Raw genomic sequence first — 21,309 nt, 5'->3', positions numbered from 1 at the left:
CACGAGCGCCGCGAAGGCCGCCTCGTCGGCGCGCAGCCCGCGCGGCGCGCGCCGGATCACGAGCGTATCGAGCCGGCCCGACTCGTACATCTCGAGCACGTCGGGGTGGATGTAGCAGCGCCGGCACACGGCCGGCGTGTTGTGCAGCATGTCGGCCACCGCGCGCACGGTCTCGACGATCTGCTTGCGCGCTTCCGTGACACCGCCGTGCGGCGCGCGGCGCAGCAGCGCGAGCGCCTGCACGCTGCCGGCCCAGGTCCGGTAGTCCTTCGCGGTGAATTCCGCGCCGGCGACCTCGCGCAGATAGTCGTTCACGTCCGCCGAGCCGATCGAGTGGCGTTCGCCGTCGTCGTCGACGTACTGGAACAGTTCGTGCCCCGGCAGCTCGGCGCAGCGCCGCACGATTCGCGCGACGCGCGGATCGTCGACCGTCACGTCGTGCTCGACGCCGCTCTTGCCGACGAAGCGCAGCCGCACCTGCCCCGATTCGATCTTCAGATGCCGCTTGCGCAGCGTCGTCAGCCCGTACGACTCGTTCTCGCGCGCGTATTCCGCGTTGCCGATGCGCGCGAGCGTCGTGTCGAGCAGCCGGACGATCGTCGCGACGACCTTCTCGCGCGGCATGCCGGGCCGCGCGAGGTCGCGCGCGACGCGGGCGCGGATACGCGGCAGCGCGAGCGCGAACGCGGCCATTCGCGCATACTTGTTCGCGTCGCGCGTCGCTCGCCACTGCGGGTGATAGCGGTACTGCTTGCGCCCGCGCGCGTCGCGGCCGGTCGCCTGCAGATGGCCGCGCGGGTCCGCGCAGATCCAGACGTCGGTGTACGCGGGCGGAATCGCGAGCGCGTTGATTCGCGCGATCTCGTCCGGATCGCGGATCCGCTCGCCGTCCTGCGTGTAATACGCGAAGCCGTTGCGCACGCGACGACGCGTGTAGCCCGGCTGCCGGTCGTCGACGTGACGCAGCGTGGCGGCCGCGCGCGCGTCGGACATGCGCATGCCGTTGCCGGCCGCGGAGCGGGGCGCGCGCGGCTTCATGCGGCGACGCACGGCGACCTGCGGAAAAGCGCTGCGACCATCGTTTCTGTCTCCTCTGGGGTTCGTGGCGATCGAATATGTGCCGCACCGCGCGGCGTGCGCAGGTCCGTGGAGCAAGATGCGTGCGCCGTTCGGGCCGCGCCGCGAGCCGCGTCGCGACGCATTTAGGTGTTTATACGTATGCCAATTCGGATATTGATTCAATCCAATATTTCATTGGCAGGTTATCGGACTTGTTTCTAGACTGATCCGGGGCGCATGAACCGCCGCCCCGCCCGCACGCGGCCGTCAGAATCAGAACAGCGCAGCACACGGCCGCCGCCGCGATACACAACGACATCATCGGAGACGCAACATGACGAACATCAGGAAGCTCGCGGCCGGCGCGCTCGTGGCCGCGACGGCCATGCTGGCATCCGGCGCGTACGCGCAGCAAAAGCCGATCACGCTCGGGTTCTCGCAGGTCGGCGCGGAAAGCGCGTGGCGCACCGCGAATACGGTGTCGGTCAAGAGCGCCGCGAAGGAAGCCGGCATCAACCTGAAGTTTTCCGATGCACAGCAGAAGCAGGAGAACCAGATTCGCGCGATCCGTTCGTTCATCGCGCAGAAGGTCGACGTGATCGCGTTCTCGCCCGTCGTCGAGTCGGGCTGGGAGCCCGTGCTGACCGAGGCGAAGGCCGCGCACATTCCGGTGATCCTGACCGACCGCGCGGTCGACGTGAAGGACCCGTCGCTCTACGTGACGATGATCGGTTCGGACTTCCTCGAGGAAGGGCGGCGCGCGGGCCACTGGCTCGAGGAGCGCTACAAGAACGACGCGGGCCCGATCAACATCGTCGAGCTGCAGGGCACGGTCGGCTCGGCACCGGCGAACGATCGCCGCGCGGGCCTGCTCGAGGTGATCAAGAACAATCCAAAGTTCAAGGTGATCGCCTCGCAGAGCGGCGACTTCACGCTCGCCGGCGGCAAGCAGGTGATGGAGGCGTTCGCGAAGACCTACGGCAAGCAGATCAACGTCGTCTACGCGCACAACGACGACATGGCGCTCGGCGCGATCCAGGCGATGGAAGAGGCCGGCATCAAGCCCGGCAAGGACGTCAGCGTCGTGTCGTTCGATGCGACGAAGGGCGGCTTCCAGGCGATGATCGCCGGCAAGATCAACGTCGACGTCGAGTGCAGCCCGCTGCTCGGGCCGCAGCTGATGACGGCCGTGAAGGACGTCGTGGCCGGCAAGCAGCTGCCGAAGCGCATCGTCACGAACGAGACGGTGTTCCCGATGAACGTCGCGGCGCAGGTGCTGCCGACCCGCAAATACTGATGTCCGGCCCGCGCGGCGGCGCGCGTTCGCCGCCGTGCGGCCGTCCCTTCGAGGGCCCTTCATGACGAATCCGCCGGTCGTCGAGATGATCGACATCGACAAGACGTTTCCGGGCGTCAACGCGCTGCAGCGCGTGAGTTTCCGGCTGTTTCCGGGCGAAATCCATGCGCTGATGGGCCAGAACGGCGCAGGCAAATCGACGCTGATCAACGTGCTGACTGGCGTGCATGCGCACGATGCGGGCGAAATTCGCGTCGGCGGCACACCGGTGCGCTTCGCCGCGCCGCGCGAGGCCGAAGCGGCCGGCATCCAGACGCTGTACCAGGAAGTGAACCTGTGCGCGAACCTGTCGGTCGCGGAGAACATCTTCGCGGGCCGGCAGCCGATGCGGCGCGGCGCGATCGACTGGAAGACGATCCATGCACGCGCGCGCGATGCGCTCGCCGAACTCGACCTGTCGCTCGACGTCACGCGCTCGCTCGACGCGTATCCGATCGCCGTGCAGCAGATGGTCGCGATCGCGCGGGCGGTGTCGGTCGACGCGCGCGTGCTGATTCTCGACGAGCCGACCTCGAGCCTCGACGACGGCGAGGTCGCGCGGCTGTTCGACGTGCTGCGCCGACTGAAGGCGTCGGGCATCGCGATCCTGTTCGTCACGCATTTTCTCGAACAGACGTATGCGATCTCCGACCGCATCACCGTGATGCGCAACGGCGAGCGCGAAGGCGAGTATCTCGCGCGCGATCTGCCGGTCGATGCGCTCGTCGCGAAGATGACGGGCCGCGAACGATTGTCCGATACGTTGCAGGCGCGCGCGGCCGAGGCGGCGCGCGGCGGCGCGAGCGCGCCGTTCCTGTCGATGCAGCAGGTCGGCCGGCGCGGCATGATCAGCGCGCTCGATCTCGACGTGCGGCCCGGCGAGATCGTCGGGCTGGCCGGATTGCTCGGCTCGGGGCGCACCGAAACCGCGCAGCTCGCGTTTGCCGCCGAGCGCGCGGATACGGGCGCGATCGAGATCGACGGCGCGCGCGCGCGGCTCGCGTCGCCGCACGATGCGGTGCGGCACGGCATCGCGTATTGCCCGGAGGACCGCAAGAAGGAAGGGATCGTCGCCGCGCTGTCGATCCGCGAGAACATCGTGCTCGCGCTGCAGGCACGGCGCGGCTGGTGGCGGCTGATCGGCCGCGCGCGCCAGCGCGAACTCGCCGACGCGTATATCGAGCGGCTCGGCATCAAGGCGCGCGACGCGGAACAGCCGATCGGGCTGCTGTCGGGCGGCAACCAGCAGAAGGTGCTGCTCGCACGCTGGCTCGCGACCGATCCGAAGCTGCTGATCCTCGACGAGCCGACGCGCGGCATCGACGTCGCCGCGAAGTTCGACATCATGGAACGGGTGCTCGGCCTGTGCGCGAAGGGGCTCGCGATCCTGTTCATCTCGTCGGAGATCAGCGAGGTCGTGCGCGTGAGCCATCGGATCGCGGTGCTGCGCGATCGGCGCAAGGTGGCGGAAGTGTCGGGCGCCGACGCATCCGAGGAACAGATCTATCGATTGATCGCCGGAGGCCAGTCATGACGCGGCTTCGTACGCTTCTTCGTCATCCGCTCGTGTGGCCGGTCCTCACGCTCGTGCTGCTGTTCGCGCTCGACGTCGCGCATCGGCCGAGCTTCCTGTCGATCGCGCTGCTCGACGGCCATCTGTTCGGCGCGCCGATCGACATCCTGAACCGCGCGGCGCCGCTCGTGATCGTGTCGCTCGGGATGACGCTCGTGATCGCGACGCGCGGGATCGACATCTCGGTCGGTGCGATCGTCGCGATCGCGGGCGCGGCCGCGGCGATCGTGCTCGATGGCGATCCGTCGCGCGTCGGCACCGCGCTCGCGGCCGCACTCGGCGTCGGCGTGCTCGCCGGCGCATGGAACGGCGTGCTCGTCGCGTTCGTCGGCATGCAGCCGATCATCGCGACGCTGATCCTGATGGTCGCCGGCCGCGGCGTCGCGCAGCTGCTGACGGGCGGGCAGATCATTCCGATCGGCGCGCCCGGCTATCTCGCGCTCGGCGGCGGCTATCTCGCGACCGTGCCGTGCTCGGTGTGGTTCGCGGTCGCGACGATCGTCGCGATTGCGCTGCTCGTCAATCGCACGGCGCTCGGGCTGTTCATCCGTGCGATCGGCGTGAACCCGGTCGCGACGCGGCTCGTCGGGCTGCGCGCCGGTGCGGTCGTGTTCGGCGTCTATCTGTGCTCGGGCGTGATGTCGGCGCTCGCGGGCATTCTCGCGAGCTCGAACGTGCGCAGCGCCGACGGCAACAACGCGGGGCTGCTGCTCGAACTCGATGCGATCCTCGCCGTGACGCTCGGCGGCACGTCGCTGCTCGGCGGCCGCTTCAGCCTCGCGGGCTCCGTGCTCGGCGCGCTGATCATCCAGACGCTGACCTATACGACCTATTCGATTGGCGTGCCGCCGGAGGCGACGCTCGTCGTGAAGGCGGTCGTCGTGATCGTCGTGACGCTGATCCAGTCCGAGGCGGCACGCGCGCTCGCGATCCGCCATCTGTCGAAACTGATGCCTGTCGCGCGTTCGCGCGCGACGACGGGAGCCACGCCGCGATGAACCGATTCCTTGGGCGGCTCGCCGACCCGCGCACGCTGCCGATCGTCGTGACGATCGTGCTGTTCGCCGCGTTGTTCGGCTTCGGGTCCGTGATGTACACCGGGTTCTTTTCGATGCAGGTGCTGACCGGCCTGCTCGTCGACAACGCGTTCCTGCTGATCGTCGCGATCGGCATGACGTTCGTGATCGTGTCGGGCGGCATCGACCTGTCGGTCGGCTCGGTCGTCGCGCTGACGACGATCTTCTGCGCCGTCGGCGCCGAACGGCTGCACTGGCCGGTATGGGTCATCGTGCCGCTCGTGCTCGCCTTCGGCGCGCTATACGGCGCCGCGATGGGCGCGCTGATCCACTACTTCCGGCTGCAGCCGTTCATCGTCACGCTGGCCGGGATGTTTCTCGCGCGCGGCGCGTGTTTCCTGATCACGACGCAGTCGATCACGATCAACGAGCCGACGTTTCATGCGATCGCGGCGATCAGCGTGCCGCTCGGCGACGGTACGCTGAGCGCCGGCGCGCTCGTCGCGCTCGCGACGCTCGCGGCCGCGATCTACGTCGCGCACTTCACGCGCTTCGGGCGCAACGTCTATGCGATCGGCGGCAACGAGCGTTCGGCGCTGCTGATGGGGCTGCCGGTCGCGCGCACGAAGATCGGCGTCTATGCGCTGAGCGGCTTTTGCTCCGCGCTCGGCGGCGTCGTCTTCACGCTGTACGTGCTGTCCGGATACGGGCTGCAGGCGCAGGGGATGGAGCTCGACGCAATCGCCGCGACCGTGATCGGCGGCACGCTGCTGACAGGCGGCGTCGGGTACGTGATCGGATCGGTGTTCGGTGTCGGCATCCTCGGCACGATCCAGGTGCTGATTACGTTCGACGGCACGCTCAGCTCGTGGTGGACGCGCATCGTGATCGGCGCGCTGCTGTGCGTGTTCTGCCTGCTGCAGCGGATCATCGAGCGGCATGCGGCGCGGCGGCGCACGGGCGGGACGGGGCTGGGCGCGCACGGCAACAAGACGGCGGACGCCGCGCCGACGCCGGCGGCCCCGAAGCCGGGCGAGGATGCGGCGCTCGTGTCGTCGCTGAGGTAGCGCGGGCGCGCGGAAGGCTTGGAGCGTGATACGTCGGCGGCGGGAAGCTCGGCCGCCGCGTATTTCGATGAGTCGGGAAGCGTCGTCGCGACCGCCGATGTGATCGTGGTCGAGATGGGAGCTCTGCGTACGGACCGCTTGGCGAGCCGAACACGACATCCGCGATCCGATTCCGTTACACGGCGCAGCAGCTTATCGGTTCATCGGCGGCGCTGCGCAGCCGCCGTCCGCCGGATGCATGTGACCACACCTCGATAACCGCGATCAGCCCGTATAGCCGAGTTCCGCACTGATGAGCTCGGCCTCATGACGCAGCGCCGTCGCGACGGGCCCGTCGATCGACGCGTCGAAGCCGCCGGTCGCGCCCAACGCCGTGATCGCCGCGCACATGTGCCCGTTCGCGTCGAAGACCGGTGCCGACACCGCGCTGATGCCTTTCAGGTTCGTGTCGCGCACGGTCGCGACACCGGCCGCGCGAATCTCGCGCTGCAACGTGCCGACCGGATCGCGTCGGTCGAGCTGCGCGCGCAACTCGGCCGGCGCCGATGCGAGCTCGTCTTCCGCCAGCTGCCGCACGCGCGGCTCGTCGAGCCGTGCGAGGAACAGCCGCCCGGTTGCCGACCAGAGCAGCGACATCACCGAGCCCGCGCGAACGTTGACCGTCACCGGCAAGCCGGGCTCCTCGAAGCGCATGATCGTCGGTCCGCGGTTGCCCATGATCGCGACGAAGCACGTCACTTCGAGACGCTCGCGCAGCCGCACGAGCGACGGTTCGGCGAGCCGGATCGGGTCGGCCATCCGCATCGCGGCGAGCCCGATCGAGATGCACTGCGGCCCGAGCACGTATTGCTGCGTGCCGCGATCCTGCGCGACGAACGATTCCTCCATCAGGCTCGCCAGATAGCGGTGCACCTTCGCCGGATTCTCGTCGAGCCGCGCCGCAAGCGCCGTCAGCGTCGCACGCCCGCCGCACGCGGCGAGTTCCTTCAGCACGAGCAGGCCGATCGACGCGGACTGCACGCGTTGGCGGCGGTCGCGCTCGGCGGGCGCGGTCTTCTTCGTTCTGGCGATTTTTTCCATAAGCGCGATTCTAGCCCGACGGCCCGCGCCGGCCGACCGCCAAGGTTTACCCCAGTCGTTAGATTACGCATTGCGTATTAGATTTACGCAAAATCATGGCACGGGAGCGAATCATGTCCGTCACGCAGCGCGACGCGTCGTCGTCGCAATGTCCGTTTCATCCTGCGCCGGCCGCGGCGGCCGCGCCGAACGGCTGTCCGGTCAGCGCCGCCGCCGCTGCGTTCGACCCGTTCGAGGACGGCTATCAGCAGGATCCGCCCGAGTACGTACGCTGGGCGCGCGAGCAGGAGCCCGTGTTCTACAGCCCCAAACTCGGCTACTGGGTCGTCACGCGCTACGACGACATCAAGGCGATCTTTCGCGACAACCTCACGTTCAGTCCGTCGATCGCGCTCGAGAAGATCACGCCGACCGGCCCCGAGGCCAACGCGGTGCTCGCGTCTTACGGTTTTGCGCTGAACCGCACGCTCGTCAACGAGGACGAGCCCGCGCACATGCCGCGCCGCCGCGCGCTGCTCGATCCGTTCACGCCCGACGCGCTGAAGCATCACGAGCCGATGGTGCGCCGGCTTGCGCGCGAATACGTGGATCGCTTCATCGACGACGGCCATGCCGATCTCGTCGACCAGATGCTCTGGGAAGTGCCGCTCACCGTCGCGCTGCATTTTCTCGGCGTGCCCGAGGAAGACATGGACACGCTGCGCGAATACTCGATCGCGCACACGATCAACACGTGGGGCCGCCCGAAACCGGAGGAGCAGGTCGCGGTCGCGCATGCGGTCGGCAAGTTCTGGCAGTTCGCGGGCAAGGTGCTCGACAAGATGCGCGAGGATCCGTCGGGGCCCGGCTGGATGCAGTACGGGATCCGCAAGCAGAAGGAGCTGCCGGACGTCATCACCGATTCGTATCTGCATTCGATGATGATGGCCGGCATCGTCGCCGCGCACGAGACGACCGCGAACGCGACGGCCAACGCAATGAAGCTGCTGCTGCAGCATCCGGACGCGTGGCGCGACATCTGCGAGGATCCGTCGCTAATCCCGAATGCGGTCGAAGAGTGTCTGCGGCACAACGGCTCGCTCGCCGCATGGCGACGGCTCGCGACGAAGGACGTCACGATCGGCGGCGTCGACATTCCGGCAGGCGCGAAGCTGCTGATCGTCACGTCGTCGGCGAATCACGACGAAGCGCGTTTCGCCGACGCGGACCTGTTCGACATCCGCCGCGAAAACGCGAGCGACCAGCTGACGTTCGGCTATGGATCGCATCAGTGCATGGGCAAGAATCTCGCGCGCATGGAGATGCAGATCTTCCTCGACGAGTTCACGCGCCGCCTGCCGCACATGAAGCTTGCCGAACAGCGCTTCACGTATGTGCCGAACACGTCGTTTCGCGGCCCCGAGCACCTCTACGTCGAATGGGATCCCGCGCTCAATCCCGAGCGCCGCGACCGCTCGGTGCTGCGCCCGCGCGCGGCGGTGCGCATCGGCGAGCCGTCGTCGCATGCGGTGAGCCGCGCGGTCAAGGTCGAGCGCGTGTCGATCTGCGCGGACCGTGTCGCGCATGTGCGGCTCGTGTCGGCCGACGGTCGCCCGTTGCCGCGCTGGACGGCCGGCTCGCATATCGACGTGATCTGCGGCGATACCGGCATCACGCGCCAATACTCGCTGTGCGGCGACCCGGACGAGCGCGATGCGTACGAGATCGCGGTGCTGCACGAAGCGCAGAGCCGCGGCGGATCGGCATGGGTGCATGCGAATCTGCGCGCCGGCGACGTGCTGAAGATCCGCGGCCCGCGCAATCACTTCCGCTTCGTGACCGACGCGGGCAAGGCGATCTTCGTCGCGGGCGGCATCGGCATTACGCCGATCAGCGCGATGGCGCGCGAAGCGAAGGCGCGCGGCATCGACTACGAAATCCACTATAGCGGCGCGCGGCGCGCATCGATGGCCATGCTCGATACGCTCGCGGCGCTGCACGGCGAGCGGCTGCATGTGTACGTGTCGGAAGAAGGTACGCGCAACGACTTTCATGCGCTGTTCGCGCAGCCGGCCGACGACGCGCACATTTACGCATGCGGCCCCGCGCGGATGCTCGACGCACTCGACGCGAGCTGCGCGCACTGGCCGCGCGATGCGTTGCGCGTCGAGCATTTCGTCTCGACGAAGGCGGCGCTCGATCCGTCGAAGGAGCAGCAGTTCGAAGTCGAACTGAAGGATTCGGGCATCACGCTGACGGTGGCGGCGAACCAGACCGTGCTCGACGCGTTGCAGCACGCGAACATCGACGTGCAGAGCGATTGCCGCGAAGGGCTGTGCGGATCGTGCGAAGTGCGCGTGCTGGCCGGTCGCGTCGATCATCGCGACAGCGTGCTGACGCGCGCCGAACGCGACGCGCACGATCGCATGATGACCTGCTGTTCGCGCGCCTGCGGCGGCGAGCGGCTCGTGCTCGAACTTTGAACGTGCGGCGGCGCCGCGGCGCCGCGCATCAACCACAAAAACGACCGGAGACATGCGCGATGAAAAAGCGTGCCAACCTGATGTTCGCCTGCACCGTCGGCACCACGCTCGAGTGGTACGACTTTTTCGCGTTCGCCGCCTGTGCGGTGCTCGTGTTCGACAAGCAGTTCTTCGTCGTCGGCAATCCGCTCGCGGCCACGCTGCTCGCGCTCGCGATGTTCGCGGTCGGTTTCGTCGCGCGGCCGCTCGGCGGCATCGTGTTCGGGATGATCGGCGACCGCATCGGCCGGCGCAAGACGCTCGTCGTCAGCCTGCTGATGATGGGCATCAGCACGTTCTGCGTCGGGCTGCTGCCGACCTACGCGTCGATCGGCATCGCGGCGCCGCTGCTGCTCGTGCTGCTGCGGATCGTGCAGGGCATCGCGGTCGGCGGCGAGGCGACCGGCGCGATCCTGATGATCGCCGAATCGATGCCCGGCACGCAGCGCGGTTTCTGGACGAGTTTCACGATGTTCGCGGGCCCGCTCGCGAACGTGCTGACCGCGTTCGTGATCGGGATGGTACAGCGCGTCTACGGCGATACGGCGTTCGTCGACTGGGCGTGGCGGATCCCGTTCTTCATCTCCGCGCTGCTCGTGATCGTCGGCTTCTGGACGCGGCGGCGCGTCGAGGAATCGGCCGCGTTCGCCGAGCTGGCGGCCGCGCACAAGACGGTCGAGCGCGCGTCGCTGCGCGAAGCCTGTGCGGGCAACTGGCGGCAGATGGCGCGCGCGTTCTTCGTGAAAGCCGCGGAAAACACGTTCCTCTATCTGTTTTCGACGTTCGCGCTCGGCCTCGCGACCGGCTATCTGCACTTCAGCCGGCCGCAGGCGCTGTCCGCGCTGATGTGGGCGTCGGCGATCGAGGTCGTCGTCATCCTGATCGCCGCGCACGTGTCGGACCGGATCGGACGGCGCCCGGTGCTGATCGCCGGCTTGATCGGCGCGGCGGTGGCCGGTTGTTCGCTGTTCACGCTGTCGCCCGGCAGCGACTATGCGCATCTGCAGCTCGCGCTGATCGCGTGCCTGACCTGCCACGGGATCATTCTCGGGCCGATGGCCGCGTACATGGCCGAACTGTTCCCGACGCGCGTGCGCTTTACCGCGCTCTCGACGAGCTATCAGCTCGCCTCGGTGCTCGGCGGCTCGATCGCGCCGATCGTCGGCACGCTGCTCGTCAGCTATACGGGCTCGGCGATCTTCGTCGCCGGCTATGCGATTCTGATGGCGCTGCCGGCATTCGTCGCCGTGATCGCGTCGCGCGAGTCGCGCGGCCAGGACTTCGCGTTCCAGCCGGCGTCCGGCGGCAACGCGCGCGTGAAGGATCACGCCGCCGCCTGACACGCGGATGGCGATGCGCTTGCCGTTCGTCGCGGCATGCGCGCGCATGGCCGACACGGCGCCGGATCATCATGCCCGCGCGCACGGCCAAAGCCGCCATCGGGCGCGCCGCTGACCGGCTTGCAGGATTGTCATCCGGCGGTCAGCGTCGCGTGCGGCACGATCGCGAGAATGGAAGCGTCGGACGGTGAACCGCATGCGGTCCCGTCGACGACGCATCGTCGATGCGTCCCCATCGAACCGTTCTCGGGAGTGTCATCATGAACCGCAAGCTGATTGCCGCCGTCGCGCTGGCCGCCGTCGTCGGTACGCCGGTCGCGGCGTTCGCACAGAGTTCGCCGTCGGGCATCACGCGCGCCGACGTGATCGCCGATCTCGTCCAGGCCGAACGCGACGGCACTGTGCCGACGTCGGAATGGGACTACCCGCCCAGCGCGCAGACGGTCGCACGCAATCGCGAGCTGTATGCGATTGCGCATGGCGAGCAGCGCACGGCGACGGCAGCCGTGGCGACGCCGGGAAGCGGCGCGAACGTCCAATGAAGCCGTAGGGCGCGAGGCTGCGCGAGCGAAGGCCGCGCGCGGTCGAGCTGGCGGCCGTGTTCGCGCCGGCCTTCGCATGCGGGCAGCCGCAATAACGCGAACGCGACGACGACGGCGGCGACGACCGCGACGGCCCCCGCAAGCCTGATACGCGCGCTTTGTCCGACCGGCGCCGCACTCACGCGCGGCGTTGCCGCGCGCGTGCGATTCGACGATCAGTCGGCCGCGGGCGTCGCGGGATGCGACGCGGCTGGCGCGGCAGAGGTCGCGGCTGCGACCGCCGCGTGCCGCGCATGCAGCCGCAGCGCGAGCCAGCAAAGCGCGGCGCCGAGCCCGCCGAGCAGCCCGCCGAACGTGCCGATCCACGGCAGCCCGAAATCGTTGGCGATGTGGTTGCCGAGCAGCGCGCCGCCACCGATCCCGACGTTGTACAGCGCCGAATAGATCGACATCGCGAGGTCGGTCGCATCGGGCGCGAGCTTCAGCACCCACGCCTGCATCGCGAGACCGAAGCAGATGATCGCGCCGCCCCAGGCGACGGTGTGCACCGACAGCGTCACGATCGTGAGCGCGCTGGGGAACAGGATCAGCAGGCACGTGGAGGTCGCGACGATCGACGCGAGCAGGAAGTGCGCGGGCCGCGCCGGGAACAGGCGGTTGAAGCAGACGGCAGCCGGAATGCCGGCCGCGCCGAATAGCACGAGGATGTAGGTAATCCGGTTCTCGCTCGCATGATTGACATCGCGCACGAAGGGCTCGATATACGTGTACGACGTGAAATGCGCGGACACGATGAGGATCGTGATCGCGTACAGCAGGATCAGCGCCGGATTCCGCAACAGCACCGGCACGCTGGCGAGCGAGCCGGTGCGCTGGCTCGGCAGCTCGGGCAGCGTATAGCGCAGCATCAGCAACGGCACGAGCGCGGTGGCCGCGATCGCGAGGAAGGTCATGCGCCAGCCGAGCGTCTCGCCGATCACGCGGCCGAGCGGAATGCCGGCCACCATCGCGATCGCGGTGCCGGTCGCGATCAGCCCGAGCGCGCGGCTCTTCTTGTCGGGCGGCGCGAGCCGGACGGCGAGCGCGATCGAAATCGACCAGAACACCGCGTGCGCGGCGGCGATCCCGAGCCGGCCGATGACGAGCACCGGGAAATTCCACGCGACGCCCGTGACGACATGGCTCGCGATGAACAGCGCGAACACCCAGACGAGCAGCCTGCGGCGCTCGACCTTGCGCGTCAGCAGCGTGAGCGGCAGCGACGTGAGCGCGACGGTCCACGCGTAGATCGTGAGCATCAGTCCGACGTCGGTCGGCGCTATCTCGAGGCTGCCGCCGATCGCGCCCAGCAGCGCGACCGGAACGAATTCGGTGGTATTGAAGATGAAGGCGGACAGGGCCAAGGCCCATACGCCGGTCCACGAAGGCGTGGCAGCGGGCGATTCGGAAGGCGTCGAGGGCGTCTGCATAGGTCGGAACAGGGTGGTATCGCACCGCTCGGCGCGCGCGGCGGCGCGGCGTTCGGCGGTTCAACGCGCAAGCTTACCTGCTCCGGGCGCGCATGGTTCGCCGCGCGGGCGCGACGTCTGCGCCGGCAACCGCACGCCGCCGGCGCCGAAAGAAATTCCAGAACATCGCGGTGGCGTCGGGCCCGGTGGCCGAGTGGAACGGCTCGCGCGGATCGCCGCCGCTCCACGCATGCGCGAGCCGCCGCACGACGCACACGCGGACGATCACGCTGCGGCCGCGCAGATAGTCGGTGTAGTCGGCGTCCGCATCGACGTACGTGTGCTGCTCGCCGACGCGCGGCGCGCCGTGCTCGTCGACGAGCCGGTTGAGCCGCGCGAACGCGAGGCCGAGCTGCGTCGCGTTGCGGTCGGTCACGACCGCATCGAGTCCGCCGTGCACGATCAACGCCGGCATGCCGGGATAGGCGGCGACGTCGACGCAGGCGTCCGCGACGCCGATCGCGTCGTCGCGCAGCCCGCGGCGCATGAGGCCGACCGCCGCCATCGTCGATAGCGGCGGCGCGATCGCCGGGCCCGAATGCAGGCCGACGGCCGCGAACAGATCGGGATAACGGATCGCGAGCCGCGCCGCGAGCCCGGCGCCGGCCGACATGCCGGCCAGATAAATGCGCGTGCGGTCGATCGCGCGCTCGCGGGCGACCGCGTCGATCAGCGATGCGATCGCCGGTGCCTCCGACTGCGACGTGTCGCCGTGCCAGTTCCAGCAGCGCTGCGAATGCGCGGTCTTGGCCTGTTCGGGAAACAGCACGGCAAAACCCGCACGCTCGGCGAGGCGGCAAATGCGCGTGCCGGCCGCGAACGACTCGGCGGTCTGCTTGCATCCGTGCAGCATCACGACGAGCGGCATCGCCTTGCCCGCGGCAGCGGCGACGGGCAGATAGAGTTCATACGCGAGATGATTGATGAACTGTCCGGCGGCCGGACGCGCCGAATGAAACGAGCGTAGCCAGGTGCCCGGCGCGTCGCGCACCGACGTGCGGCCGGCGGCTGCGGCGGTCGCGCGTTTGGCGGGGCGCGCCGTCGCGGGCCGTGCAGGCGACGTCGCGGGCTTCGCGCGTTTCTTCTTCGCTGGAGCGGCCGTCGTGACGCCGCGGAGGTCGAAAGGCCACAACCGGAGGCCGGACTTTTTCCTGGGCATGGGGCGTTCCGTGCCGGCGGCGCGCTCGATAGCGGCGAGCGCCGGCGGAGGTCGATGGAGGCAGCGCAGGCGTGGTGCTGCCGCGAAGGCGCTACCGACCGTGCCGGACATTCTATTCGAATCTGTTTGATGAGATCGCCGACAAATGCACTTGCCGCCCAATTGCATACTCTTGAAGAGCACAACGATCATGACGGTGATCGGCCTGACCCCATGTCCGCTGCGTCGTCAACGTAGCACTTGATTATCGGTGCCAGTGCCTTCTCGTCGAAAACCGAGATTCACGTCGCCATACCTAGAGATTAACCTTGTCGGATTGACGGCGGGATGAACCGCTAAAGTTGGCCGTGCGTCGCGCGAGCGTGTCTGTTCGAGCTCAATGATCGTATCCGGTGCCGCCCGCGACCGCAGAATCCGGGTGTGAATCGGCGAGTTCCATCGCGGCAACGGCGGTGACCGGTCAAACGCGGAGCGAGAACAGCTGCAGGCGCCGCTCCGTCGATGGGCGCCGATGTCGCCCGCGCCGCGGTCGGTTTGCGAGTGGACGCGCGATCCAGAAGTTCGGGCCTGCGCGTGCCGCGGCGGCGAAAACCACGGTGAGCCCGTGCGGATGGTGGCGGCTTGCGTGTTTCGCACCACAACTCGAAGTACGGTCCGGCGACTCAATCAGAACCAGTCGTTTCAGGTCTTGGTGCTGAGCGCGAGAGAGGGGCCTTTAGGCCGATGTCCGGCGGGAGTTTTACGACGGGCGGCGCAACCCCACCCTACAACGCGCAGCCGCGGTGGTTGCGCATCGCTCAGTGGCCGGCGGCTCGCGAATCCCAACTAAGCACATCTGGGCCGTCGGCGATCGGCAGGGGTGTTCTCAGAGACCGTCTTAAACCGTCGTGTCGATACAATGTCGAAGATCGAGGTCTCGCCCACGCGCGGATACGTCGATCGCGCCCGCCTAGTCGTGGGCCATCAGCCCGCAGGCGCATTTCATCAGGGAGAGGACCTGCGCTGAGGAAGCCGTGGGATTTGGTCAATAACATGAAGGGTAACATAGTAAGGGCTATCCGCCCCTTCATTTCGAGACATGGGCGAAGCCGCCGCATGCGCCGGTATATGGCAGGAGGCCTCGCCAGCCGTTGACGCGGCCATCCGGGTGCGTTTTGAGGCAGCGCTCGGTCAGCAGCCGGTACGTCTGGACGCGGCCAAGGCTGCAGGCCGCTTGGATTTGGCGGTCGGTCGCGCCGTTTAGGTACAGGCGGATCGCGCGCTCGCGTCGCCGATAGAGCGCGCGTCGCTCGGCGGAAAGCGCGAGCTCGTCGATCGACGGCCAAGCGGCAAGGTCGACGTCGTTCAATCCCGTGCCGTCGTTCAAGGAACCGCCTGCCCGTAAGCGTGAGCGTCGTGCCATCCATCGCCTCCGCCAGCGCGTCGACCGTTACGACACAAGATTAGTTGAAATCGCATCCGGCCGCTTCGCCTTGTAGATCAAGGGATTGCCGGAAATGCTGCGCCGCACCGGATTGGTTACAGATTTAGTTGTGCAAGCGCGTGGCACTCGCCCCAGGGGATTGAGGGCTCCGACCGCTGCGAGCGAAAAACGGTGCCGTAACTGTTTCGGCGTCCCTGGATTTCTGGGGCGGGCGCCGACGTGCCGCTGGGCGGGTTCATTGGCCATTGCGTCACACGAGGGCCGGGAGGTTCTTCGATCCAGGCGGGGCTGTTGGCGAGGCGACTTCGTCTCAGGCGGTGCTGAAGCTCAATTGCGACCGCCCACATTTAGCTTGGTGAAAGGGACGGGTCTCGGCGGGCCGGCGGCCGAATTCTCTCCGCGGTGCGGAGAGAATTGGGGGAGCGCCCAGGAGGGTTCCGCTGTGGCTGAGATTCCGGTAACGTGGCCCCTATTGGCGCGCGGCGGCCCGCGTGTATTCGAAAGATCTGATGGACTTCGCGCGTCAGCAGCAGGCCGACCGCCGCGCCGACGAAACGGACAAGCCGCGAGGGCTCCTGATTCTCCATAACGAAGCCCCGATAAGCAGCGCATTCGCTATGTGCGCGACGGAAGGTGTTGGATCGACCCGCGATGTTTTTGCTAAGCGCGACCAGCGAGGTGTTGCGTACGCAAAAGCCGGGGCAGCTGTCCCGGCCATTCGTCACGCCTGCCGGATGGTCGCTACCGGCAGGAATAGCCGGAGCGGTGTAGCCGTGAAGGGCTCGAATCCGTATCGCAAATAGAACGCCGCCGCGTGCTGGTCGATTGCGTCAACCACCACGCACTGCACGCCGACAGCCTCGGCCGTCGTCAGCACCGTGTCGAGCGCGTGCATCAGCAGGTCTTCGCCGAGACCTTGGCCCTGGTACTTCACGTCTACGGCCAGCCGGGCCAGAAGCACGGCCGAGACATTCCTAGGGAGTTTGGCGCCCGGCATCCCGTCGGTTTCCACCGACGTGGCGGCCAGCGCGTAGTAGCCCATAATCGCCCGAGGATTATCGGGCGCCGTCGCGACGTAGGTGCGCGACAAGTTTTTTTTCTGATGCTGATTGGCGATGTTGCGCAGCCAATCGTTCATCGAGCCGACGCCGCAGTCGAAGCTGCTACGGTCGTCGCTCTCCTTGAGTTGTTGAATTTGCGTTTCCACGCTGTTTGTTCCTGAAACGTGCCATTGCGCGCTGCAGTGCTTCGTTGGGCTTTGGCGGCTCGTCCAAGAGCGCGAAGAAGCGCCTCGATTCGTCCATCGTCAGACGGATGGAACGAATGACTTCTTCCTGCTCGATGACTTGCTCTGCCGCCCGAAGTGCCGATTGCACAATGAACTGGTTAAGGGTACTGCCCGATAGGTCCGCAGCGAGCTGCAGGATTTCTTGCTTTTCTGCACTCAACCGGGCAGTGACTCGCCCGCGGCTGGAGTTGTCCACACCGTTGTTGATAGCCATTGTTTGTCCTCTTTCCGAACCTCTTTCGTGATGCGTCCCCGTCTGATGCAGGGGAGGAGGTTCTGTACTGTGATCAGTAATGGGGCGGTGCCCCCCGAATGTGGGTGTTGTCGCTAGGTCATATTGGTTCTCCATTGAGCAATATGGGAGTCAGTATAGCACACCTGGTGACAAAATGTCACCACGTGTGCGAGATTGGCGCCGGCCTCCGTGACGCCGACATCGAGACGCGAATTCTCGGTTTTTATATATGATAATGTCCTTTATCGCATATATCAGAGCGCCGCATGGGCACGAACAACAGCAGCAACGTGCAGGAGATCGAGATCCGGCTGAAGCGGGCGCCTGACGATCTGCCCGAGAATGATCCGGCCTTTCAGAAGGAGCTCCGAAGCTTCAGCTCGGCGCTGTACTCGGCGGGCATCCGCTATTCGCAACGGGGCATGGCGTTCGACTCGGCGGCCGCGATGGGTTACCCGCTGGCTGAATTCATTATCAAGGAGCTGGGGCCGGCGGCCATTGGCGTAATCGGCACGGCGGTCGGCGCCTGGATCAGCGGTCGCCATGGACGCAAGATGCGACTGAAGATCGGCGACATTGAAGTCGAGGCCCGGACCATGAACGAGGTAGATCAGCTGCTGCAGCGCGCCCGAGCATTGCAGGTTGGTCAGGAGGGCGATCACGATGAAGCGTGACCTGAGCCTGAGCCGCGAATTGCTGCTCAAGCTCGAGGAATTGCCGCTCAACCGCATTGTCCGGTTCCAAGTGGGCGACGCGGAGATCCATATCGACGGACATACCCCGGAAGAGGTTTTTTATCACCTAGGGCTGCTCAAGGAGGATGCCCTGATTCACTCGGAAGGCAGTGGCCGCATGGGATCGATCGAATTTGCTGGGCTAACGTCCGCCGGGCATAACCTATTGGCCTCACTCCGTTCCAATCCGCTCTCTGAAGTAGGTACTCAACCGTCGCAGCCAACAACAACGATGAAAGCAGCCCATTTGCAGCAGGACATCGAGCGCGGGATCACCCGCCTGCAGGAGCGAATCGACGCGCTTAAGGCATTCGATTTCCAAACGCTGAAGGAAGGAATTATGCCCGAGCTGGCTGCGCTGTCGGCGGCGATCGCGGACACGCTCGAACGATGTTTCGGCAAGGACACGACGGCGTATCGACGCTACAGGGCCGCGACGGCACTGAGGCCTATACAGCCCAAAAGCTACGGCAACAATGAGTTCTATCTTCGCCAAGAAGCTCGGGAAAATTTCGACCGATCCGTCGCCCTTCTGCAGGACGCGCAGCGTGCTCTTCGAGAGGACTTAGAGGATGCAGAGCATGCCGCGCCGCAACCGATCGTGCCGGCCGCGGCGCTTTCCCGGCGGGTGTTCGTGGTCCATGGCCACGACGAAGGGGCCCGCGAGGCGGTCGCGCGGTTCCTGGAAAAGATCGACTTCGAGGCGATCATCCTGCATGAAAAGGCCAACCAGGGGCGGACGGTCATTGAGAAGATCGAGGCACACGGCAATGTCGGCTTTGCCGTGGTATTGCTGACGCCGGACGATGTAGGTTCCGTGAAAGACGGCACGCCAGAGCCCCGTGCCAGGCAGAATGTGTTGCTCGAGCTCGGCTATTTCATCGGCCGCCTTGGCCGTGACAGGGTATGCGCGCTGAAACGCGGTCAACTCGAGATTCCGAGTGACTTTGCCGGCGTGGTGTGGGAAGCCATGGATACAGCGGGCGGTTGGAAGAAGTCCTTATGCCGAGAGCTCGACGCGATGGGTTTTGCCATCGACTGGAAAAAGGCGATGCAGGCATGAGCCAGCTCGTCATCGTCGCGGCCAATTCCACGCCGGCACTCGTCACCGCAGCCGGTGAGCGGGCTGGCGTGCGTTTTCTGGAATTCTTCGCCTCGGCGATTCGCAATCCACACACCCGACGCGCCTACGCGCGGGCGGCAGGGGATTTCCTGACCTGGTGCGGCGAGATGGGCATACCGTCGATCGCGGCCGTGCAGCCGCTGCATGTCGCAGCTTGGATTGAGTTGCAGACCCAGGCGTTGTCGGCGCCGACCGTCAAGCAGCAGTTGGCGGCGATCCGCCACCTGTTCGACTGGCTGGTGACCGGCCAGATCGTGTCGGTCAATCCGGCCGCGTCGGTGCGCGGGCCGAGCCACCCGGCGCGCACAGGCGCCACGCCCGTGCTCGATCGTACCGAGGCGCGGCAGCTGCTCGACAGCATCGATGTAAGCACGCCGATCGGGCTGCGGGACCGTGCGCTGATCGCACTGATGGTGTTTTCGTTCGCGCGGATCGGCGCAGCGCTGGCGATGCGGCTTGACGACGTCTATGTGCAGCAGCGGCGGCTGTGGGTGCGGTTGCGCGAAAAAGGTGGCAAGGCGCACGCGATGCCCTGCCACCACACGCTCGAGGCAGCCCTGCATGCCTATTTGGAACACCTGAGCGGCACCGGTGCCGAGCCGAAGGGGCCGCTGTTCCGCACGATCGCACGTGGCACCCGGCAGCTCAGCTGCACGCCGTTGCCGCAAGCGAACGCATACGCCATGGTGCGCCGGCGCGCGGCGGCGGCCGGCATCGCGACTGCGATCGGCAACCATACGTTTCGCGCGACCGGCATTACTGCGTACCTGCAGAACGGCGGCACGCTCGAGAGCGCCGCGGCAATGGCCAACCACGCGTCGACGCGCACCACGCAGCTGTACGACCGGCGTCACGACGCACTCAGCTTGGACGAGATCGAGCGGATTCAGCTCTGAGTCCCGCTGCTCTTCCGCCAAGGACGCCGTTATGGGGAATTTGTTCATGCGACCGAAGCGCGGGGACGGCCACGACGGTGTTGCCGGAAAAACGCCCGAGGAAATCGATCAACACGCCAAGGATAGTGGATTGATTCCCAAAGGCCCGAACCCGCAGGGTGGTCAGGATGCTTATGTTGATCCGGTGACGGGAGAGCAGCGCATATTGATTCATCCTGCCGATCCTTGCCCACATTGCCATGTCAATGACCCGTCAGGAGGTCGGCTGGATATCAATGGCAATCCCGTTGCGCCGGAATCGCCAGATGCACATTTGCCGTTAAACACAAAATGAACTTCAATCATTGCCACGATTGGACCTTCGTCGGGCTTGAGATCGACTGGCGCCTAGGCGAATCGGTGTTCAAGATGCGAGATACGTCGTCGCATGGTCGAACGTTGATCGCAAGGGGTGTTTTATCCGTGAACATGCCTCGCCAGCATCCGTGGGGGCCGAGCGTCAGCATTAATAGGATGACGCAGAGCCAGGATGAGCGGGGATGTGTTCTATGCATCGAAATGCAGTCTGGTGATGTTATTGAATGTATTGCCAGATCATTCGACTTTGCTGAAACGAGTCCAGATTAGTGGGGCGCTGGTTATTGCGGACAGCGTCAGTGAGACGAACCCGGCCACGAGCCGGGTTCGTGCCTTTGTGGCGTCGACGAGCGTGACGACGTTGCAGTTCGATTTGCTCCATTTGCCGTTTTACCGTCGTCACGTGCTCGATGCGCGGCGCTAAAAAAGCCTCCCCGCGACCTCGCGACGTGCATCCTCGTTGAGGTGCATTTGCCGGATTCCATCAATCGCGCGCTGTAGCCACGCGTCGGCAATTACACGATGCTCGTCGTGCTGCCGGTCGGCCGTCGTGGCCGTGGAATTGCTCAATTGCTGGTCGCGGTTCGTGTTGAAGCCCTTAAAAACTGCTAATCGTGTCCATAGATTACGCTAATGTAAGACACGGCCACGGCCCCGTGAGATAAGGCATTGCTGCCGTCTCGCGCGTCTTTTCATGCGTTGCGTTTTGGCAACGCGCGCACGATCGGATGTCCGTTTATTTTGCTAACGCGTTATACGTGTCCTTTAATTCCGCTAACGCGTCTGACGAGGCTCAATTAGGAGCGGCAATGACGGTTTCCGAGGAAGCAGTTAGCAGAGCGGAAAAAGTAGCAGATGTTCTCCGGCCATTGGGGCGAGGACCGCTTTCGAAGAAGCGCGCGGTTTCGGCTGCCAATCTGCTGGGCGTCCACTGGACTACTGTTTATCGTCTGCGGCGGAAATTTCTGGCAAACCCGGTAGCGAGCGCGGTCATTCCGAAACGACGAGGCCCATCTGAGAGCAGCCATCGATTGGGAGGGGCCGTTGATGCAGTGATTGACGAAGTAGTGCA

The 21,309-nt window shown here is 66.1% G+C and carries 19 protein-coding genes and 1 pseudogene; 13 read left to right on the top strand and 7 right to left on the bottom strand.

The window, feature by feature from the left end:
• Window positions 1-1,038: DNA topoisomerase IB (locus BST28156_RS32330; protein ID WP_437341310.1), on the bottom strand; the 1,038-nt coding region annotated here is incomplete at its 3' end.
• A gap of 355 nt (window positions 1,039-1,393) precedes the next feature.
• On the opposite strand from BST28156_RS32330, the gene BST28156_RS32325 reads away from it, so the two are divergent.
• From BST28156_RS32325 to yjfF, 4 genes are all read left to right on the top strand, one after another.
• On the top strand, window positions 1,394-2,356 hold the full coding sequence (locus tag BST28156_RS32325; RefSeq protein WP_006417273.1) for an ABC transporter substrate-binding protein: 963 nt from the start codon (window positions 1,394-1,396) through the stop codon (window positions 2,354-2,356).
• 61 nt (window positions 2,357-2,417) lie between these two features.
• Window positions 2,418-3,929 carry a sugar ABC transporter ATP-binding protein gene (locus tag BST28156_RS32320; RefSeq protein ID WP_012218303.1) on the top strand — a complete coding sequence of 504 codons (1,512 nt, stop codon included), beginning with the start codon at window positions 2,418-2,420 and terminating at the stop codon, window positions 3,927-3,929.
• Window positions 3,926-4,966 carry an ABC transporter permease gene (locus BST28156_RS32315; protein ID WP_006405297.1) on the top strand — a complete coding sequence of 347 codons (1,041 nt, stop codon included), beginning with the start codon at window positions 3,926-3,928 and terminating at the stop codon, window positions 4,964-4,966. Before BST28156_RS32320 ends, BST28156_RS32315 begins: the two co-directional genes overlap by 4 nt.
• Complete coding sequence (yjfF, locus tag BST28156_RS32310) at window positions 4,963-6,051, top strand: galactofuranose ABC transporter, permease protein YjfF (RefSeq protein WP_012218302.1); 1,089 nt, start codon at window positions 4,963-4,965, stop codon at window positions 6,049-6,051. Before BST28156_RS32315 ends, yjfF begins: the two co-directional genes overlap by 4 nt.
• Before the next feature lie 264 nt (window positions 6,052-6,315).
• Here yjfF and BST28156_RS32305 read toward each other — a convergent pair whose 3' ends face one another.
• Window positions 6,316-7,131: an IclR family transcriptional regulator gene (locus BST28156_RS32305; protein WP_012218301.1), complete on the bottom strand. Its 816-nt coding sequence runs from the start codon at window positions 7,129-7,131 to the stop codon at window positions 6,316-6,318.
• A gap of 113 nt (window positions 7,132-7,244) precedes the next feature.
• Here BST28156_RS32305 and BST28156_RS32300 point away from each other — a divergent pair, with 113 nt between their 5' ends.
• From BST28156_RS32300 to BST28156_RS32290, 3 genes are all read left to right on the top strand, one after another.
• Entirely contained in the window at window positions 7,245-9,593 is a 2,349-nt protein-coding gene (locus BST28156_RS32300; RefSeq protein ID WP_012464853.1) for a cytochrome P450/oxidoreductase, read from the top strand.
• A 59-nt stretch (window positions 9,594-9,652) separates the two neighbouring features.
• A complete protein-coding gene (locus BST28156_RS32295) occupies window positions 9,653-10,972 on the top strand; it encodes an MFS transporter (protein WP_012218299.1) in 1,320 nt (439 codons plus the stop codon).
• Between the two features lie 260 nt (window positions 10,973-11,232).
• The gene (locus BST28156_RS32290) at window positions 11,233-11,514 is read left to right on the top strand and encodes a DUF4148 domain-containing protein (protein ID WP_006405291.1); all 282 of its coding nucleotides are present in this window, start codon (window positions 11,233-11,235) and stop codon (window positions 11,512-11,514) included.
• A 215-nt stretch (window positions 11,515-11,729) separates the two neighbouring features.
• On the opposite strand, the gene BST28156_RS32285 is transcribed toward BST28156_RS32290, so the two are convergent.
• The 5 genes from BST28156_RS32285 to BST28156_RS32265 all read right to left on the bottom strand — a co-directional run bounded on the left by BST28156_RS32285 (window position 11,730) and on the right by BST28156_RS32265 (window position 17,106).
• On the bottom strand, window positions 11,730-12,983 hold the full coding sequence (locus BST28156_RS32285; protein ID WP_012218298.1) for a sugar transporter: 1,254 nt from the start codon (window positions 12,981-12,983) through the stop codon (window positions 11,730-11,732).
• Window positions 12,984-13,056: 73 nt separating this feature from the next.
• Window positions 13,057-14,181 carry an extracellular catalytic domain type 1 short-chain-length polyhydroxyalkanoate depolymerase gene (locus tag BST28156_RS32280; RefSeq protein ID WP_006415458.1) on the bottom strand — a complete coding sequence of 375 codons (1,125 nt, stop codon included), beginning with the start codon at window positions 14,179-14,181 and terminating at the stop codon, window positions 13,057-13,059.
• 1,066 nt (window positions 14,182-15,247) lie between these two features.
• A complete protein-coding gene (locus BST28156_RS32275; protein WP_105784261.1) occupies window positions 15,248-15,547 on the bottom strand; it encodes a hypothetical protein in 300 nt (99 codons plus the stop codon).
• Between the two features lie 778 nt (window positions 15,548-16,325).
• Window positions 16,326-16,811, bottom strand: a complete 486-nt coding sequence (locus BST28156_RS32270; RefSeq protein WP_043292638.1) for a GNAT family N-acetyltransferase — start codon at window positions 16,809-16,811, stop codon at window positions 16,326-16,328.
• Window positions 16,768-17,106 carry a type II toxin-antitoxin system TacA family antitoxin gene (locus BST28156_RS32265; RefSeq protein WP_011880217.1) on the bottom strand — a complete coding sequence of 113 codons (339 nt, stop codon included), beginning with the start codon at window positions 17,104-17,106 and terminating at the stop codon, window positions 16,768-16,770. Before BST28156_RS32265 ends, BST28156_RS32270 begins: the two co-directional genes overlap by 44 nt.
• A 287-nt stretch (window positions 17,107-17,393) precedes the next feature.
• On the opposite strand from BST28156_RS32265, the gene BST28156_RS32260 reads away from it, so the two are divergent.
• From BST28156_RS32260 to BST28156_RS32235, 6 genes and pseudogenes are all read left to right on the top strand, one after another.
• Entirely contained in the window at window positions 17,394-17,801 is a 408-nt protein-coding gene (locus BST28156_RS32260; protein WP_011880218.1) for a hypothetical protein, read from the top strand.
• The gene (locus BST28156_RS32255; RefSeq protein WP_011880219.1) at window positions 17,791-18,924 is read left to right on the top strand and encodes a TIR domain-containing protein; all 1,134 of its coding nucleotides are present in this window, start codon (window positions 17,791-17,793) and stop codon (window positions 18,922-18,924) included. The genes BST28156_RS32260 and BST28156_RS32255 overlap by 11 nt, the downstream gene beginning before the upstream one ends.
• On the top strand, window positions 18,921-19,880 hold the full coding sequence (locus tag BST28156_RS32250) for a tyrosine-type recombinase/integrase (protein ID WP_011880220.1): 960 nt from the start codon (window positions 18,921-18,923) through the stop codon (window positions 19,878-19,880). Before BST28156_RS32255 ends, BST28156_RS32250 begins: the two co-directional genes overlap by 4 nt.
• A gap of 31 nt (window positions 19,881-19,911) precedes the next feature.
• Window positions 19,912-20,214 carry a hypothetical protein gene (locus BST28156_RS32245; protein WP_011880221.1) on the top strand — a complete coding sequence of 101 codons (303 nt, stop codon included), beginning with the start codon at window positions 19,912-19,914 and terminating at the stop codon, window positions 20,212-20,214.
• Window positions 20,215-20,409: 195 nt separating this feature from the next.
• A complete protein-coding gene (locus BST28156_RS32240) occupies window positions 20,410-20,661 on the top strand; it encodes a hypothetical protein (RefSeq protein ID WP_043292639.1) in 252 nt (83 codons plus the stop codon).
• 385 nt (window positions 20,662-21,046) lie between these two features.
• Window positions 21,047-21,309, top strand: a pseudogene (locus tag BST28156_RS32235) (Mu transposase C-terminal domain-containing protein); the annotation flags it as partial.

The organism is Burkholderia pseudomultivorans (assembly GCF_902499075.1).
Lineage (GTDB): Bacteria > Pseudomonadota > Gammaproteobacteria > Burkholderiales > Burkholderiaceae > Burkholderia > Burkholderia pseudomultivorans.
This window is presented reverse-complemented; position numbering and strand designations above follow the sequence as displayed.

What these genes read in the sequence shown, in the direction of transcription:
- BST28156_RS32295 (WP_012218299.1), top strand. Translation starts at nt 9,653, where the DNA reads ATGAAAAAGCGTGCCAACCTGATGTTCGCCTGCACCGTCGGCACCACG.
- BST28156_RS32240 (WP_043292639.1), top strand. Translation starts at nt 20,410, where the DNA reads ATGAGCGGGGATGTGTTCTATGCATCGAAATGCAGTCTGGTGATGTTA.
- BST28156_RS32290 (WP_006405291.1), top strand. Translation starts at nt 11,233, where the DNA reads ATGAACCGCAAGCTGATTGCCGCCGTCGCGCTGGCCGCCGTCGTCGGT.
- yjfF (WP_012218302.1), top strand. Translation starts at nt 4,963, where the DNA reads ATGAACCGATTCCTTGGGCGGCTCGCCGACCCGCGCACGCTGCCGATC.
- BST28156_RS32285 (WP_012218298.1), bottom strand. Translation starts at nt 12,983, where the DNA reads ATGCAGACGCCCTCGACGCCTTCCGAATCGCCCGCTGCCACGCCTTCG.
- BST28156_RS32255 (WP_011880219.1), top strand. Translation starts at nt 17,791, where the DNA reads ATGAAGCGTGACCTGAGCCTGAGCCGCGAATTGCTGCTCAAGCTCGAG.
- BST28156_RS32280 (WP_006415458.1), bottom strand. Translation starts at nt 14,181, where the DNA reads ATGCCCAGGAAAAAGTCCGGCCTCCGGTTGTGGCCTTTCGACCTCCGC.
- BST28156_RS32265 (WP_011880217.1), bottom strand. Translation starts at nt 17,106, where the DNA reads ATGGCTATCAACAACGGTGTGGACAACTCCAGCCGCGGGCGAGTCACT.
- BST28156_RS32320 (WP_012218303.1), top strand. Translation starts at nt 2,418, where the DNA reads ATGACGAATCCGCCGGTCGTCGAGATGATCGACATCGACAAGACGTTT.
- BST28156_RS32300 (WP_012464853.1), top strand. Translation starts at nt 7,245, where the DNA reads ATGTCCGTCACGCAGCGCGACGCGTCGTCGTCGCAATGTCCGTTTCAT.
- BST28156_RS32260 (WP_011880218.1), top strand. Translation starts at nt 17,394, where the DNA reads ATGGGCACGAACAACAGCAGCAACGTGCAGGAGATCGAGATCCGGCTG.
- BST28156_RS32250 (WP_011880220.1), top strand. Translation starts at nt 18,921, where the DNA reads ATGAGCCAGCTCGTCATCGTCGCGGCCAATTCCACGCCGGCACTCGTC.
- BST28156_RS32325 (WP_006417273.1), top strand. Translation starts at nt 1,394, where the DNA reads ATGACGAACATCAGGAAGCTCGCGGCCGGCGCGCTCGTGGCCGCGACG.
- BST28156_RS32245 (WP_011880221.1), top strand. Translation starts at nt 19,912, where the DNA reads ATGGGGAATTTGTTCATGCGACCGAAGCGCGGGGACGGCCACGACGGT.
- BST28156_RS32305 (WP_012218301.1), bottom strand. Translation starts at nt 7,131, where the DNA reads ATGGAAAAAATCGCCAGAACGAAGAAGACCGCGCCCGCCGAGCGCGAC.
- BST28156_RS32315 (WP_006405297.1), top strand. Translation starts at nt 3,926, where the DNA reads ATGACGCGGCTTCGTACGCTTCTTCGTCATCCGCTCGTGTGGCCGGTC.